Annotated in this window: 12 protein-coding genes and 3 CRISPR repeat arrays; all 12 genes read right to left on the reverse strand. The window is 42.5% G+C overall.

Annotated elements, in window-relative coordinates:
• Window positions 1–15: 15 nt before the first annotated feature.
• On the reverse strand, window positions 16–1,500 hold the full coding sequence (locus NLX73_RS07305; RefSeq protein ID WP_061829395.1) for an aminotransferase-like domain-containing protein: 1,485 nt from the start codon (window positions 1,498–1,500) through the stop codon (window positions 16–18).
• 365 nt (window positions 1,501–1,865) lie between these two features.
• Window positions 1,866–2,242: a CRISPR direct-repeat array (repeat unit 33 nt; unit sequence ATTTCAATCCACGCACTCCATACAGAGTGCGAC).
• Window positions 2,243–2,482: 240 nt separating this feature from the next.
• A CRISPR array of direct repeats spans window positions 2,483–3,265; the repeat unit is 33 nt; unit sequence ATTTCAATCCACGCACTCCATACAGAGTGCGAC.
• Between the two features lie 181 nt (window positions 3,266–3,446).
• Complete coding sequence (gene cas2, locus NLX73_RS07310) at window positions 3,447–3,737, reverse strand: CRISPR-associated endonuclease Cas2 (protein WP_254325787.1); 291 nt, start codon at window positions 3,735–3,737, stop codon at window positions 3,447–3,449.
• 10 nt (window positions 3,738–3,747) lie between these two features.
• Window positions 3,748–4,779 (reverse strand): type I-C CRISPR-associated endonuclease Cas1c, encoded by a 1,032-nt coding sequence (cas1c, locus tag NLX73_RS07315; protein WP_254325788.1) that lies wholly within the window; start codon window positions 4,777–4,779, stop codon window positions 3,748–3,750.
• Window positions 4,776–5,435, reverse strand: a complete 660-nt coding sequence (gene cas4, locus NLX73_RS07320) for a CRISPR-associated protein Cas4 (RefSeq protein WP_061829397.1) — start codon at window positions 5,433–5,435, stop codon at window positions 4,776–4,778. Before cas4 ends, cas1c begins: the two co-directional genes overlap by 4 nt.
• A complete protein-coding gene (gene cas7c, locus NLX73_RS07325; protein WP_061829398.1) occupies window positions 5,422–6,297 on the reverse strand; it encodes a type I-C CRISPR-associated protein Cas7/Csd2 in 876 nt (291 codons plus the stop codon). Before cas7c ends, cas4 begins: the two co-directional genes overlap by 14 nt.
• Window positions 6,298–6,340: 43 nt before the next feature.
• The gene (gene cas8c / locus NLX73_RS07330; protein ID WP_254325789.1) at window positions 6,341–8,287 is read right to left on the reverse strand and encodes a type I-C CRISPR-associated protein Cas8c/Csd1; all 1,947 of its coding nucleotides are present in this window, start codon (window positions 8,285–8,287) and stop codon (window positions 6,341–6,343) included.
• On the reverse strand, window positions 8,288–9,004 hold the full coding sequence (cas5c, locus tag NLX73_RS07335; protein ID WP_061829400.1) for a type I-C CRISPR-associated protein Cas5c: 717 nt from the start codon (window positions 9,002–9,004) through the stop codon (window positions 8,288–8,290). It abuts the gene before it with no gap.
• A gap of 113 nt (window positions 9,005–9,117) precedes the next feature.
• Window positions 9,118–11,601, reverse strand: coding sequence for a CRISPR-associated helicase Cas3' (gene cas3, locus NLX73_RS07340; protein ID WP_254325790.1), 2,484 nt, complete (start codon window positions 11,599–11,601; stop codon window positions 9,118–9,120).
• Window positions 11,602–11,685: 84 nt separating this feature from the next.
• A complete protein-coding gene (locus NLX73_RS07345) occupies window positions 11,686–11,991 on the reverse strand; it encodes a hypothetical protein (protein WP_254325791.1) in 306 nt (101 codons plus the stop codon).
• A gap of 855 nt (window positions 11,992–12,846) precedes the next feature.
• A CRISPR array of direct repeats spans window positions 12,847–13,678; the repeat unit is 32 nt; unit sequence ATTTCAATCCACGCACTCACATAGAGTGCGAC.
• Between the two features lie 245 nt (window positions 13,679–13,923).
• Entirely contained in the window at window positions 13,924–14,733 is an 810-nt protein-coding gene (locus tag NLX73_RS07350) for an SDR family oxidoreductase (protein WP_061829403.1), read from the reverse strand.
• Between the two features lie 263 nt (window positions 14,734–14,996).
• Window positions 14,997–15,833 carry a hypothetical protein gene (locus NLX73_RS07355; protein WP_250261570.1) on the reverse strand — a complete coding sequence of 279 codons (837 nt, stop codon included), beginning with the start codon at window positions 15,831–15,833 and terminating at the stop codon, window positions 14,997–14,999.
• A 12-nt stretch (window positions 15,834–15,845) separates the two neighbouring features.
• A complete protein-coding gene (locus NLX73_RS07360) occupies window positions 15,846–16,598 on the reverse strand; it encodes a vWA domain-containing protein (RefSeq protein WP_013309992.1) in 753 nt (250 codons plus the stop codon).
• Window positions 16,599–16,601 lie beyond the last annotated feature (3 nt).

Genomic DNA, 16,601 nt, shown 5'->3' on the forward strand with positions numbered 1-16,601 from the left:
CTCTTTTCTTAATCCTTATGCCTTAAGAAATTTACGCGTCTGTTTACCGATTATTTGAATACCCCGTTCGATATTTTCATCTGTTACTCGTGAAAACCCAAGCCGCAATGTATTCGTCCCTTCGCCTTCTTGAATAAAAAACTTGTCTCCCGGTGTAAAAATGACACCCTGTTCTGTGCAAGCTTCTAGCAGCTGGCGTGTATTTACGCCTGTCGGGAAGGTAAGGAACAAATGCAAGCCCCCGTCACCAGACACCTGCGCCTCAGGAAGATGTGCTTCACAGCATGTCTTTGTCAGCTCATATTTGCGCTTATACTCTGTACGTGCTTTTTTTACATGTTTATCGAAATTTCCGTTAAGCATATATTGGTATAAAATCGATTGATCGATTGTTGAGGTATGAATGGTGCGCGCACGCTTAATGCTTTCCAGAGTGTCAATCAGTGCTCGGTCTCCAAGCACCCAGCCTACACGCAAGCCAGGGAACAGCACCTTGGAGAAGCTGCCAATATAGATTACTCCGTTCCCTTGGCCTGCTGTCGCTATTAAGGGCGCAATATGCGCTCCCGAGTAACGCAGCTCCTCATTGAATCCATCCTCGATCACCGGAATCTGATAGCTCATCATTAATTTCATAACAGCGCTGCGCTTTGCTGGCGACATGACGATGCCTGTCGGATTGTGATAGGAAGGAGTCAAATAAGCCAAATCGAAGCTATTGGTCTGCAATACCTCCTCTAGCCGCTCTACATCAATACCGTCACACTCCATCGGAATGCCGGTAATCTCAAATCCTTGCAACTTCAAATTTTTGATCGCTGTGTGATGGGTCGGATTTTCACAAATTGCCGCTCCGCGGCGTGCAGAAGGGCGTAAAGCCGACAGCACAATGTCAAAGCCTTCTGTAAACCCGCCTGTAATCAGCATATCCTTGCCAATTATATCGACGCCCTTGTTCTCCATATAATGCATCAGGTAATCAATCAGCGGCTTGTAGCCCTTGGCATAGCCGTAGTTGAGCAGCACCTGCCCTTCGATTGCCATCCGATCCATAAAAGCTCGCCTTACATCCCCCAGATCAAACAGCTGCTCATCCGGAGCGATGCTTGTGAACGAGATAGTTCCCTTTTGGGCACGAATGCCCTGCTTCATCATATCCAGATCAACAGCCAATACAGCATACTCGTTCATTCTTGCCTTCCAGTCGATCTCCCAAGTGGCAGAGCCGTCAGATCCTCCGTTATCTACGGCCGACTGGCCCACCATGGCGGCCACATAACTACCCTTTCCGGGAATCGCATACGTAAACCCGTCATCCTCCAAGCCTTCATAGGCTGCAATGACTGTATTGCGGCTCACCTTAAGCAGAACGCTCATTTCTCGTGTGGAAGGTAGCTTCTGATCCGCCTGAAGCGCCCCTTTTATAATTAAACGATTGACGTATTCTTTTACTTGTATCGAGACCGGCCGGTCACTTACGAGCTTGAAATCCTGGAACATCCTTCATCCCCTCCCCCTATAATGATGGCATACAAGACGAGTGAAAAAAAAGAACCACCGCACTGGATTTTTCATCCTTCGGTGGTTCTTCCGCATTTTATCCCCTGTACGTCCTCATATTCTTGCCTCATTCCCCCGCATCATTGCTTCTCATCGCGCCCATTGCGAGCATTGTACATATCACAAAGATCGTTTCACTTCGATTTTATTTTCTTCCTTCTGCGGCTGAAGCCCTGAGAACTATGCAAAGCATACCAGTCAAACAAAACCATATGCCGTAACGACTGACCGTGAATCCTGCCGCATCGTCAATTGTCACATGGAGTGCGCCTATTTCTTTCTTGAGGACGTCCTCCATTCATCATATTTCAATCCACTCACTCTATACAGAGTGCGACGTCGACGGGGAGATACCACGCGTGTTCATGTTCGAATTTCAATCCACGCACTCCATACAGAGTGCGACAGGGGTTGGTTACTGCGGGAGCACGTACGTACCTCATTTCAATCCACGCACTCCATACAGAGTGCGACGGAAATTCCTTCCTGTCTGTCGAATTCTTGTGTCATTTCAATCCACGCACCCCATACAGAGTGCGACCAGAGCGACAGAATCACCAAACTCACGAACGTAATAATTTCAATCCACACACTCCATACAGAGTGCGACCCTGGGAGAATTGTTTCTTTGCTTGGTGGCTTACGTCTATTTCAATCCACGCACTCCATACAGAGTGCGACCCCTACTCGTCCCGTTTAGATTTCGCCATCCATACTTAATTTCAATCCACGCACTCATATAGAGTGCGACGGAGACGTTTTTAGAGTTAACACAATTAAGAATGATTTCAATCCACGCACTCATATAGAGTGCGACTCTATATCCACCGCGGATGTCGAGGACAACCAGATCATTTCAATCCACGCACTCATATAGAGTGCGACGACAGGAATTTTTGCTGTAGGTGCTAGGTCTATGGACATTTCAATCCACGCACTCCATACAGAGTGCGACCGCTCACCCAGGCCGGTGCGCTCAAGGTTGCCATTACAATTTCAATCCACGCACTCCATACAGAGTGCGACAAATCTTCCGCATGTTGGACAAAGACCACCAGAAGATTTCAATCCACGCACTCCATACAGAGTGCGACGCCGTATATTCTCTGGACCATATCCAGGACATTATATTTCAATCCACGCACTCCATACAGAGTGCGACATGAATCCTAAAAATATTGACCAGTTTCTAACTGAATTTCAATCCACGCACTCCATACAGAGTGCGACTCGGATTAATCTGAGGTTTATTTTTTTGTGTACTGATTTAAATCCACGCACTCCATACAGAGTGCGACTAGATGATCTGTTCACAGCTCCTTATAAAGACTGGGGTATTTCAATCCACGCACTCCATACAGAGTGCGACCGAAAGGGGATAAATAATCATGCAAACAATTATCATTTCAATCCACGCACTCCATACAGAGTGCGACGTAGGACCTACACCCACTAAGGGAGGATGAATGAATTTCAATCCACGCACTCCATACAGAGTGCGACTGAAATAGACACAAAGGAGTTGCTAACATGGATATTTCAATCCACGCACTCCATACAGAGTGCGACGGTTAAACGGTTAGTGACCGGGAATGGGAAAGCGGAATTTCAATCCACGCACTCCATACAGAGTGCGACTGTCGAGTATCACGCGATGCCATACAGGGAAATTATTTCAATCCACGCACTCCATACAGAGTGCGACAGCGAAAATGCAGTAATTCATACCCTAATGATATCAATTCCACACATTGTCGCAAAAAACGATGCCAAAAAGGCTTTAATCAACCATTGACTTTTACTGATGGTAACTGATTTAATTGATTTTCGACAAATTTCGAGGTGCGAAGGATCCGGGGTTTTTATGTGAGCTTCACATTCGCACCTTACAAAATCAGTGGGCTTTCCATATCATAAGCTTCCTTTGCCCCTATATGCTCTACTTTCTTTTTGTAGTTATCTCCTAAGTTGTAGAAGCGCAAGCTGTCTTCTTTTGGGTCTATTAATTCTTCGAGTTCATACTTTAAGCGCCGGAACTGGGTCGAGTCCAAAATACATTCAAACACAGAATTTTGCACCCTTTGTCCGTGATCTACGCACTTTTTCGCAACCTTTGCCAGTCTTTTTCTACCTTCTCTGTCTACTGTGCTTACATCATACGTGATCAAAATGAGCAAGTGTTCACACCTACTTCCACAAAAATGGAGGATACTCGTCCAAATCTCCCCGAATATATCTAGCCAAGAGCAAAGCCTGTGAATAGGGCACCAGTCCCCAAGACATTTTCTCATTCAAATAAGGATGAATCATTTTTTCCTGTTTTCGTTCTTGCCATGCCTTCAATACGATTTTCCTCGTATCATCGTCCATCATCACAGCCCCGTTTTCTTTTTTGTAAAATCCTTTCCCATGAATCAATTTTTTGTTAATCAATGTAAGGACAAAACGGTCGGCATATACTCCTCGAAGCTCTTCCATCACATCCAGTGCCAAGGAGGCTCGCCCTGGACGATCTCGATGCAGAAAACCTACATAAGCATCCAGACCGACAGCTTCCAGTGCAGATTTCATATCGTTGGACAGCAGTGTATAGGCAAAAGATAATAGGGCATTCACATTATCTAGCGGCGGGCGCTTATGGCGCCCATGGAAGTAAAAATCATCTTTTTGCTGCAAGATCAGCTCATCCCACACGGAATTGTACTGAACTGCCGCCGTCCCCTCCAAACCGCGTAATATGTCCAGTTCCTCCACTTCTCGGACTTGCTTCATGATCTTTGTCAAAGAAGCGGTCACCTTCTTCATGCGTTCCGTATCAATACGAAGTGGGTAATCCCTTGTTGCCCGTTCCAAAATCCATTTATGGTTATATATTTTGCCTATAATCATATTTCTGGCTACAAGAGCACTTCTTCTATCATCATCGGAAATCCGGTACTGTTCTTTTCTCAGCACCACATTTCCCCGGCTTTCCCCGGTAACTCTCGCCAAGAAGCGTCCGCTTCGTGTCATAAAGGTTAGGTCTATATTGCGTGTTGCACAAGCTCCCATGAGGCCTGGACTGACCCCTGAATAGCCAAAAGTGCAAACCGCCTCCAAATTGTGCAAAGGATACCGTGCAAGAATGGACTCTTCTTGTTTGATCACCATATTTTCCCCATCTAGTGACAAGTACGTATCTGGCATGGTCACAAATAATGTGTTTAGTAATTTTTTCATTCAGCTATCCTGCTTTCAATAAAGCTTGAAACTGATTTTTTATTCAGTATTTCGGGAACACATATGTTATGTAGTGAGCAGCTCAGACAGTGTGGTCCCGCTTTGGCTTTAGGTGTATGATTTCGCTCAAAATAATGCCGCATTTCCTGCAAGCTTGTACGCACACGCTCTCGGTCAGCCGCCGTGATGATGACCTCTACACGGTGTTTGATCTCATCGTAATAAAAGTAGCCTTTTGAAATCTCGCACACGAGCATTTCTTCAAGACACATCACTTGTGCGACCAATTGTGCATGATCCGAGTCATTTCGTTTTGGTTTGCCACGCTTGTATTCAACAGGAAAAGGAAGGTAGGTACCTTCCTCCCCTGCAAGCGGAACACCAAGGGGATCACATATGAACTCTACCACGTCACAGATTCCTGTAATTCCAAGCTCTCTGGAATGTACAGGTAACGCGCGTACGATGAGCTTGTCCCCTCTTTTTTCACGAATCATGGGCTGATCGGCTTTCCTGTGCAAATGATTGCCCTCAATCGTCCGCACGTTTTCTTCCCATTGCTGCTCAATGTGAATAAGCGCCCACTGTCTTCTACAAAAATTAAAATGCTGTAAACCGGATAGCAGCAAATAATCTTCTTCGTTATAGACCTGCATACTCTTGGACCTCTAATCCTTCGAGCGGTGTTAAAATACATTCATAATGTGTATCAAAAGATTTGTCGATTGCACTTACATTTTCTTTCGGTTTCACTTCCAAAGATCGGTGTACTTTAGCAGATGAGTATTTTCCGAGTTTGGAATTGTGCTCCCACCAATAGACTTTATGAACCTCCATACTACCGTCAGGACGAGCGGATGAGACATCATTTTCAAATAACGAAATCAGCGCATCCTTGATCTTTCCAGCATCTTCGTTGGTAAACCCTGTTTTTTCAGCTAACTGCGTATTAATACTTCCTTTGAAAAGGTACACGCCGAAATCCACCCGATGCTTCATCCCCATCGTATCGGAACCTCTTTCTTTCCCTGGTTCGGAGTTTACACTTTTTGTAATTTGCATACTTGTAATATCAATAGGATCTATACTGGTTGCCGTATGTATAGATACAGGCCCTCTTACCCCAACGGACACTCCTGCTCCCTTACTCGCCGCCTTGAACGCAAATACTTGACCGAAGCTACGAACATCTATCCATTCCTGACAGGCAATTTTAGCAAATTCATCACTTGAGCCTTCCTTGCCCTTGAAGAATTTTTCCAATTCAGGATTGGCATCTGCACGTTCTCTTAAACTATTAAAAGCATCCGATTTACGATCATTCGATTGAACAAAAATAGACTCTCCCATGTCTTGCAGACGATTTCTCAATTTCCGTTTCAGAGACACATCTGAAATCTCACCATAACCATCGTAATTTTGCCGCGGACGATTACCATTCAGGGGATCGCCATTGGGATTTGCTCTAGTAACCGACAATACAACTGCGAAATCAATTTTGTGATCCAACACGGACATATGATTACTCTCCTTTAATGTACCTACATATTTTTAAAGTTACTTAGGATTCCTGCTGTTCATTCATGTCTAAGGTGTTGTTCTCTTTGTTGTCGTTATTACCCTCAAGATCTTTTTTATGATTATTATGGTAGATTTCATAGCGTTGGCTACTGAGTCCTAACAAGTATTTCCCGGTCAATGGTTTATTGTTGAATTCGTTGAAGGGGATTTTGTGAAGCACTTCATCAATCATATTGGAATAATAGCTTAAGCGTTTACCAAGTCTGGCCTGATGTGGCTGCAAGGCATTCTGAATGGTTCTCCAGGTTCTTTCCGGATGTTGTGAGAATGCATTCATATATCGGATTGCATTCGTAGATCGCTTCTCATCCTTGTCTAATGCGCTTCGTTCCATTACATCTGCTATCGCCAACAATCTGCCAAATAAATAACTGCGATCCATATTTTCTTTATCTAATACCACATTGTATCCCTCCCGTTGGTTAACCAAAGCACATGTCACGCTCAGTGTTTTCTCCCATTCCCACTTGTCCATGGATACTGGGTTAGAGGCGCGGTTAATAGCACTCCTCACAATATCCTGAGGAATGTTTTGACCATCTACTATACAGGGGAGCATTCGTTCAATCAAACCCTTAACGAGTTTATCATTAGCCTTTGAACCGTATGCTGCAAAAGCAATATCTTTCGTTGCTGGAGCACCCCAAAATTGTAAATATTCACCCTGCTCATCCTTCTGATAGTGATGAAGCCATACACAGGTGGAATGCCAGTGAATAAGCTTTTCAAAATACAATTTTTTATCCAAATTACGATAATAGATCACAGCCATCCGCCCTGTTGTTGCTGAGTCAAGTACAAGAATATTGACTTTTGCTTTGGAATTAGATTTGACAGCTAGTGTATTGGCATAACCCGTTAACGCTTTGGCTAATTCAAAAGCAAACTCTTCGTTTGTATGACTTTTTATTTCTTTAGCCTTGGATGGCAAGCCCATTGCAAAGATATTATCATTTTCGGTAAAATTCAGAATACTCGGTTCATCATTTCCCCACACTAGAAAAACACGTTGCTCCATGACTTTACCTTGACGGTTAATGAGCCATTTTAAGGCATTATGAGCCTTTTGAGATACTTCATAACTGATACTTGCAGCTTCATGACTGTGGGCAAATCGTCCTCTGAACGTGAATCCACTCGTATCATTGGCGGAAATCAACTTCGCCTTATCCCCGGAATTTCTGATTTTATTGGCATGCTTGTCTGTGCTAGGGAGCTGCTTTCCAGTAACATAGCAAATGTCTTCTTCTCCCAGCAACTGGCTATAGTAACTAACAAATGAATCATACATTTCTTTATCTTCCCAAACTTTAGCTAAAACTTTATCTGGAGAGTACACATTAAAACGAATGAATACGCTCTCTTGTTCACCAGGAACCGCTGTAAATATAGGTGGTTTTTCCCCATGTATAGGTTCGTACTTCTTGTCCCATGTACTTATTAATTTCTGATCCGCATCAAGATATAAAATTGACTCGTCTACTAAGTCTTTAATCAGGCGGCGCTTGCTTAAGTAACGATATATGCTTTTCACCTTTGAAGTGGCATAATCTGAAGTAGCCCAGCCTTCTAACTGCTGAATATAAGCAGAAAATGGTTCTTCTTTTTTTATTTTTCCACCATATGCTACAAAATCTCCGGCAACATAGCTTAATTTATCATGCAGCGGATAAGGTGATATGACAGAGCCGGCTCTACTGGCGGATTTTTCAGTAGAAGGAATCAATGTACTAAACTCATTTTTATCCAATATCCTGGCTGAATGAAAATCACCTTGTTCTGTAACTTCGACTTCGATCTGCGCATTTTGGGTCGTGTGGGAAATAGGCAACAATGTATATTCACGATCATTATGTTTCTTCTCAATCACACCAACACGGTCAAGATTAGATTCATACGTTTCATATAAATTTAGCAACCAGCTCATTTAATTCCCCCACCCTTCCCATTGCGCAAGCAACTCATCAGCGGATTGAACATTATTTTCATCAAACCGTTTAGGTTGCATATTCGCTATTGTGCGAACTTGTGTGCATTCCTCCGGTCGAATAAAATCAATGACTCCGTCCTTCATTACTGGATTCCACAAACGGACTTCCATTTGATCCCTGCCTGTCTCATCTGGATAGTTAATTCCATGTACCATATTGCCTAAATGAATGTCACCATAGTTATCGTAAAAACCTGCTTCTATACCAAATTCACAAGGCTCTACATAAGCTTGGCATTCTCGTGTACCTAGGAAAATATCTCTACGCCCACCAGCAAGTAATGATCGCTTGAGAATGTTATGATGCTTATTCTCATTACGGTCATATTCCATCTCGGGGCGATGCGGATTAAATTCAAAATGAGCCTGAACCTCATAACAGGGATCTTTCAAGTAAGTATAATTAGCAAGGGTATTACCACCGCCATATTCGATGGGGCGAACGCCTTTGGATTCCATCCGAATAGCATGAAGAACACGAACTTTGTCTACTACCATCATGATCGTAGGCTTCCAATAAATACTTTCGACAATACCTTTTAACGCCTGATATGTTGGAACACTATAAGTTAATTTCTCACCACCAAGTTTGGTTAGTGGATCTGTGAACAGTGCATAATCTCCATAAACTTTAAATTCGATCGCATTTCTCAACTAGCATTTACCTCCTTTCTATGACTATTTTTTCTAAACACAGTACCAGAATATTACTTTTGGCAGGGTCAGTCAATGTAGAATATAAGTCCCTAGTCCCAATCAAAGAGTTTTTAAAGGATAAATCCACTAAGCAGACTGTCATTTTCAAGGTTAAGGCCATAACAGTCATCGTAAGCTCCATCGGTTAGTGCATATATTTTTCCATCCAAAAAAGAAACTAACCCCTTATTTTGATCTAATCGGTCTTTCTCATAGTTAAATATATTAATAGTGAATTGTTGTGCCCTGCGTAACAAATCGGTAAGGTCTGCTATGCTTTGCTGTCCATTTAGGTCCGCGATGATCTCCTTTCCTTCTTTTTCTCCATCCCCATAAGGAACAATTACCGCGGTAGTATGATCCTCAATGACTTGAAAATGGTCCGCTGCCGTCCTATAGCTATTCGCTAAGAATAAAGGAAGAATCGTCTCATTTTCTTTGCAATAAGATTGAAAATAAGTATTTTCTATACGATTGGCATATAATAGTTCAGTCATGTTTTTTCTCAATTTAGGAATAAAATAATTTAAGTCGGTCTTTAACTCGGAATAATATTTTTGAAAATATATTTCCATGGACTGAGCTGATAATACGTTTCCGCCTAAGCAAGTTTTGTTGCGTTTTAAGTCAATGAACATTTTTCTGGAAATCTCTTTACCTATTCTGATTTCTTTTAATCGCTTGAGATCTTCTTCTTCATGATCAATGACATATACTTGCTTCATTCTATCTTCTCCGTGGCGATTACATCTGCCCGCCGCCTGAGCAATGGAATCCAAACCAGCCAAGGACCGAATGACACACTTAAAACTGATATCCACTCCCGCTTCAATTAATTGTGTACTGATGCAAACGACAGGCTCGTTATGTTGCAGGTGATTTTTAACTTTCTCCAATATGGAATTGCGATGGGCTGGACACATGGATGTGCTTAAATGGTAGATCGGGACTGTACCGCTTCCTTCTTTTAATCTGTGATATAGGTTTTTCACCACCGTTTTTGTATTTAAAATAACGAGCACGCTTTGTTCATCAGCAATTCTTTCCTCAACAAAGTCGGCAAGTTTCTCCGTATTAAATTTCATATCCGTTGCTTTATCCACAATTTCAACCCGCTTAAATGCTTCTACAACATGGTTCAGGTCATGCACCATTTCTGTATCTGACTCGATTTCTAGCTTGTTATGTACAAAATCCAATTCGGGTTGTGTAGCCGTGCAGAGAACAATACCTGAATGAGCATATGTTTTCAAAAAATTCACTGCTTGATTAAATAATGAAATACAGTGAGTAGGGACTTTTTGTACTTCATCAAAAATAATGACAGACTCGCTTAAATTGTGAAGTCTTCGAATATTTCTACTGCCACCAGCATAAAAAACATTTAAAAATTGCACCATTGTGGTGAAAATGATCGGCGAATCCCAATTGTCCTTAGCCAGCTTTAATTTTTGACGCGTACTCACAACTACATCTTCAAGCTCATTACTCTCTCCCTCTTCTACCTCGTCTATGACCACATTAGAGTGATGTTCCAGAATATTCGCATCGTCCACTATTATTTCGCGAACTTCTCGGGCATTTTGTTCAATAATGGTCGTAAATGGAACGACATAAATAATATGTTTCTTCTTAAATGTTACAGCGTGTTTTAAGGCATAACGAAAGCTGGCGAGCGTCTTTCCACCGCCTGTGGGGATCGAGAGCGTATGTATTCCAGAGGGCCTTTCTGCAAACTGTTCGCATTGTTCGGACATTTCTTTCCTTAATAGATTAATAGGTGTATTGGCATCCTTGGCTGCTAGTAGGGATTTGATGTGCATCATTAATTTTTCGTAATACTCATGAAATAACTTTTGGTGATTCATTGCTTCAACTGCGATCTTATCGCCTGTGTTCTTATTTTCTTCAAAGCAGCGAGTATTGGTTCGATCTGCATCGATCAAAGCGCTAAACACAAACTTGGATAAATACATCAATTTGAGTTCAAAATCTGCCTCATCATCTCGGTTCATATATTGATCCAACTCAGCCTTTGCTTGATTCACATAATTAAAAAATGTAGATTTCTCCATTACCTGCTTGTAGAAAAGCGCTACTGCATCTTTAAACCCCTCTATCTCTAGGTCACGCACCCGATACAAAAATCTTGATTCCAGCTGTGGGTTTAAAAAATCCTGCAAATAAGAATGGTGTGAAATAATAGCATTTGCTACAACTTCGGTCAATATATATTTGATAAATAAACCCTGCTTATCGAATGTGCCTTGAGGTTGAATGTGAAAAAGATTAAATAATAACTTTCCACCCGCACTAGAATGATCTACACTTCCTCGTTTCGGTGGATTGTCAGGATTTTGTACCGCCAAACGTATGTAATTTTGAAACTTTTCCGTGTACTTCCCCAAGTCATGCAGCATGCCAGCGAGTCCGGTGATATGTCGAATACCTATTTTTTCTCCATAGGTTTCTGCTAATTGTCGGGTTTCCAATAGATGTTCGGCAACCGTTTGAATCTCTTGGTCGCTTTCCCGTATGTGGGCGATATATTGCATTTTTTAATCTCCTTGTCCAATTGGGGTATGAGCATTGTTGAATTAAATACCGCAAATGAAGTCCACTTTAAGTTTGTTTTATCTTTAAAATTTGATCTTTTCTCCAAGTATTATCGGAGTAATAATGTCTGCTATTGCACAATTCTTTCGTTTGACTTCATTAGCAAGCGCCCTTAATTTTCGCTTCGTATCTCTAAGTTCTTCTTCCATCCGTTTAAATTTCTCTTTAGCATCTGGTTCACATATATTATTCCAAATTCCAATTTCGTCGGCAAGTATCCCTTTGGCACGAAAATAATCCAATAGCTCATCTCGATCTAATAAATCTACTGGTAACACTATAGTAATTTCGTTCCGACAATCCACTTTTTTTGAACTGCTTTTTCTCACAATTTTTGGTCACTCCTTTATAGTTATACTTGATTAATGTTTATCAATAAAATATCATCCCAAGTCCAATGATAATTCTAATTAAATTCTATAAGAACGACATAAATCACACAATAACATATATCCCTAAAAAATAACAATAATCACATTTTGCATAGGTTATCTCTTTAATAAAAAATTGCTTTAAAATAACAATTTATGATACACTCGGCTTGTCGCTGTATAGCGTGGATTGAAAATTATATAATTGTATTAGAGAAGCCCGCCCTTAGCGGGTTTTTTCATTTTTCAAAAAATATAACTTCCGTTTCTTCGTCCTACTCTCTTCCTCCTGTTTACCTAAGATATTGCTATACTGCTGTATAGAAGACACATACAAGTCAGTTACCGCTTTTTAGAATTATACCTTGAACTTCTTAAGTAAATAATCCAATAAAATGCTGGGTGCCATTCTCACCACCATAATACGCGCAACTTCCCTTCACCAACCGAATATCTCTACCTCTCTGTCGATGAATACTATAAATGCGCTTTCTTAGCTAAGACCCATTTATATCATGTTTATTTTGTATTTATTAACAAATTAATTTCAAATAAATAAAATATCATAAATTTTTATTATATGAACTAAATTACACAGAAACAAAAAAATCCCCAGAAGTTTATCTCTGAAGATTCTCGATATATGTAGGATATATGATCTGATGTAAAACTGAAATATATTCGGCCTAATTTCATTTACTGATTCTAAGCAGAATATGACCCTACATTCCTGTCCCTCGCTCACCCCTCAATCCTACGCTTATATAGAGTGCGACGAGAGGCTTAACATCCTCTTCCCCCTACTCCCTATGTATTTCAATTCACGCACTCATATAGAGTGCGACGGTACCCATGAACCGGATAGTCCAGTACGGGGATTGCATTTCAATCCACGCACTCACATAGAGTGCGACGAAGCTGCAGTAAAAACTGCAGAATTGACAGAGATTTCAATCCACGCACTCACATAGAGTGCGACGCAGCGGCAGCGGCAGAACGGAGCCGCGTAACAATTTCAATCCACGCACTCACATAGAGTGCGACCTCCAGCACCAATGCCTAAGATGGTTTGTCGATTAGATTTCAATCCACGCACTCACATAGAGTGCGACCGCTACGCAGCGGGCTCTCGGTCACGCTACAATGATTTCAATCCACGCACTCACATAGAGTGCGACCTGTAAAAAGGACGGTAAGGCAACAGCTTACTGGATGATTTCAATCCACGCACTCACATAGAGTGCGACCATATATAGATAAGTCATAGGCATAAGACTAGAAAATTTCAATCCACGCACTCACATAGAGTGCGACAATGCGTTGTCTGGGTTCTATAAAAGTCACGTAATTTCAATCCACGCACTCACATAGAGTGCGACGTGGATCATAGTTTAATATGTCGTTTTGGTGAGTGATTTCAATCCACGCACTCACATAGAGTGCGACTCTGGATCAAAACGTAGTATCCGTTCCGAAATACATTTCAATCCACGCACTCACATAGAGTGCGACTCTTTGGTTCCTTGTACGGTGTCCCATACCTGGGAATTTCAATCCACGCACTCACATAGAGTGCGACTTACCTGGTATGCGCACGGGTGCGTGTGCGGACAATTTCAATCCACGCACTCACATAGAGTGCGACCGCGAAAATGAAGGAATTAATACCCTAATGATATTAATTCCATGCATTTTCGAAAAAAACGATGCCAAAAAAGCTTGAATCGATTATTGACTTCTAACGAAGAAAGCTAATTCAAAACCATTTCGACAAATTTCGAGGTGCGAAGGATCCAGGTTTTTTATGTGAGCTTCACATTCGCACCGTAACCAAGATAATACACTCAGGATACCACAAAACATTTCTCTGTCCCAGAGAATGCTCTATTTCTAAAACAATAACGACTCTGCCCCATCAATGACAATTTGTGCGCCAGTAATGTGTCGCGAATGATCAGAGGCCAAAAATGTCACCAAATCAGCTACCTGCTCGGGTTGACCCGGCCCATCAGCCAACGGTTGTCCTCCTTCGGGAAACTTGACGGGGATGGTAATTTGCTTTAACCCTTCCGATTTCTCCGTGGTTTCATCAATATTCGTCGAGATGGCACCCGGATAGATGACATTCACACGAATACGGAACTTAGCCAGCTCCAGCGCAGCCATTTTAGCAAAACCGGTTTGACCCGCCTTCGATGTGCTATAGGCTGACATCCCAAAGCTGGTAAAGCGCTGATTTCCATTAATGGAGCTGGTAATAATAATGCTGCCGCCACCGTTCTTTTTCAAATGTGGTATTGTATACTTCACCGTCAGGAAGGTACCATCCAGATTCGTGGACAATGTTTGCCGCCAATCCTCAATGCTCAGATCCTCAATCGGTCCGACGACCCCGTTAATCCCAGCATTGGCAAAAATGATATGCAGCCCGCCAAATAATTCAACCGCTTCCAGAACTGCTTTTTCCACACGCACCGGATCGGCAATGTCCACGTCAAAAGCCCGCGCTGATCCTTCACGTATAGCATTAATTTCTCTTTCTGTCTCCGAAATGCGCTCATTACTTACGTCAAAAAGAGCGACATTCGCTCCTTCTCTAGCCATCTGAATGGCCGTTGCCTTGCCAATCCCAGAACCAGCTCCCGTGATTAGAGCAGTTTTGCCTTCAAAGCGCGCGCCTCCTGCATATGTGTAGCTCATATGTATCGCTCCCTTTCTGTAATCTGTATAATCACAAGATTACCCAAAAGGATATACTTTATAATCACTATTTTTGCGCATTTTTTGCTATTCCTTTGCGATATTTAAGAAAAGAGCGAATATTACGCGTATTAGCGCCTCTTTCCTTATCTTCATCGTTACATTCTACAAATATCTTAAAGAATCGTTATGTTCTAAGTATTCATCAAAAAAAGGACGTATACATCCATATCCATGGTTGTATAACGTCCTTTCTTATTTATTTACCACTGCAACTCAATAAATGCAGCATCATCATCAAGTCCCCCGGTATGGGATGCATCCAGCAATACCTGTATCTGCTCATCAGGGACAGGCTCGCGAATGGGGTCTAAATCGGATAAACCATCCGTATATACCTGTAATCTCATCGGCATATCAACGGGTATGCTTCTTTCATACCAATGAGGCTTCCCTCCAATCGGCCCACGACTTGTAGACCAGCGCTCCGCTGTAGAGAAAGTATGATCGAACAGCTCGCTGATTTCCTCGGCACCGTTCCATAGTCGCAAACGTGAATCCCCTTGCCAGGCAAGTCGGAGACGGCCACGGCCACCACGCTTCGGCAGTTCGATTTTACCGCAAATATACATGGACTGGCTTCCCTGACGACGTTTATCTTCCAATACCGAACGCATTAAGCCTGATTCGTGATCCAAAGGCTGCCGATCCAGTTCCTCTGCCGCTGTACCTGCCAAACGTTCAAGGTACACTCTCAATTGATCAGCAGACAGATCTTGTCCCCGTTCCATCCAATCCAGTAAAGAAGAACCCAGATAGCGGGCTGCAAAATCTCCTCGGTAACTGAGCCCGACACCATCACACAAGACAAAACAACAGACGGATTTATGAATACGTACTGCGGCGAAATCCTGTCCGCTTTCCCCCATACTGGCAGATTCGGCAGACCTTCCATAGCCATAACGACACATAAAACGACTGTGATGAGATGATAAAGGCTGATCGCCTGTCTGAGAGCTTATGTAAGCAAATTGCTGAGTCAGCCTTGCATTCATTCCCTTTTTTTTGCTCGCCGGGAGCAGGGACAGCAGTGGATTCATGCTTTTACCTCCTTACCGTACAGGCGTTGCGGCCGACATTTGGAACCCAATGGACACCAGTTCCGCACAGGTTCCGGGCAGCATCATAATGGCTCCTTCACCTAACTGATAATCTGCCTCAAACAGCATTTCTCGATAGCTTTCAGGCAGTACAGAAGACATATCACGCAATTTCACAGCATGTTCATCCTGCAACGGCGTATTATGCGTCAGACCTTTCCAGCGACGGGGGTCCTGAATAGGCGTTTCCAGCAACCTGTCGGATAAAAATATATTTTCCACCAGTACATTACCGTCCGGTACACTCATGCTCATAATACGCTTCGCAATCGGTTCTGGATCATCGCCTGTTGAAACCCCATCTGTCATATGACAGACCAAAGGTGCAGGACAGTCCTGCATCCCTGGTAATTCTGCCTGCAAAATACGTTCAGCTTGCAAGAAGGCTTTTGCTGAATCCGAGAATCGTTTGGGTGTCAAATCGGGCAACGAACCAATAGCTGCGATTTCATCAATTCCCTTGACACCATTCAGCAGGTCATACACGTCGTCACTATAAGCCAAAATCGCAATCCGATAACGCGCTGTCAGCCGATTTCCTTTGGTTGACCGAAAAACCATCTGCCGGATCGCCAACGATATAGCTTCATATACAACGTCAATACGCCGCCGCCCCTCCATCAGCATGTTCATCGACGCGCTGATGTCAATCAGGTAAATGATTAGGGCGGGAGTACGTTGTGAAGCCTGTATTGTATAATTCATAGT

Origin of the sequence: Paenibacillus sp. CH40 (assembly GCF_024213605.1) — a bacterium.
In the GTDB taxonomy this organism is placed as follows: Bacteria; Bacillota; Bacilli; order Paenibacillales; family Paenibacillaceae; genus Paenibacillus; species Paenibacillus polymyxa_B.

Excerpts from the sequence above, each read along its gene's own strand:
- cas3 (WP_254325790.1), bottom strand. The coding sequence starts at position 11,601 with ATGCAATATATCGCCCACATACGGGAAAGCGACCAAGAGATTCAAACG.
- NLX73_RS07360 (WP_013309992.1), bottom strand. The coding sequence starts at position 16,598 with ATGAATTATACAATACAGGCTTCACAACGTACTCCCGCCCTAATCATT.
- NLX73_RS07350 (WP_061829403.1), bottom strand. The coding sequence starts at position 14,733 with ATGAGCTACACATATGCAGGAGGCGCGCGCTTTGAAGGCAAAACTGCT.
- NLX73_RS07305 (WP_061829395.1), bottom strand. The coding sequence starts at position 1,500 with ATGTTCCAGGATTTCAAGCTCGTAAGTGACCGGCCGGTCTCGATACAA.
- cas4 (WP_061829397.1), bottom strand. The coding sequence starts at position 5,435 with ATGCAGGTCTATAACGAAGAAGATTATTTGCTGCTATCCGGTTTACAG.
- cas8c (WP_254325789.1), bottom strand. The coding sequence starts at position 8,287 with ATGAGCTGGTTGCTAAATTTATATGAAACGTATGAATCTAATCTTGAC.
- cas1c (WP_254325788.1), bottom strand. The coding sequence starts at position 4,779 with ATGAAAAAATTACTAAACACATTATTTGTGACCATGCCAGATACGTAC.
- cas7c (WP_061829398.1), bottom strand. The coding sequence starts at position 6,297 with ATGTCCGTGTTGGATCACAAAATTGATTTCGCAGTTGTATTGTCGGTT.
- NLX73_RS07355 (WP_250261570.1), bottom strand. The coding sequence starts at position 15,833 with ATGAATCCACTGCTGTCCCTGCTCCCGGCGAGCAAAAAAAAGGGAATG.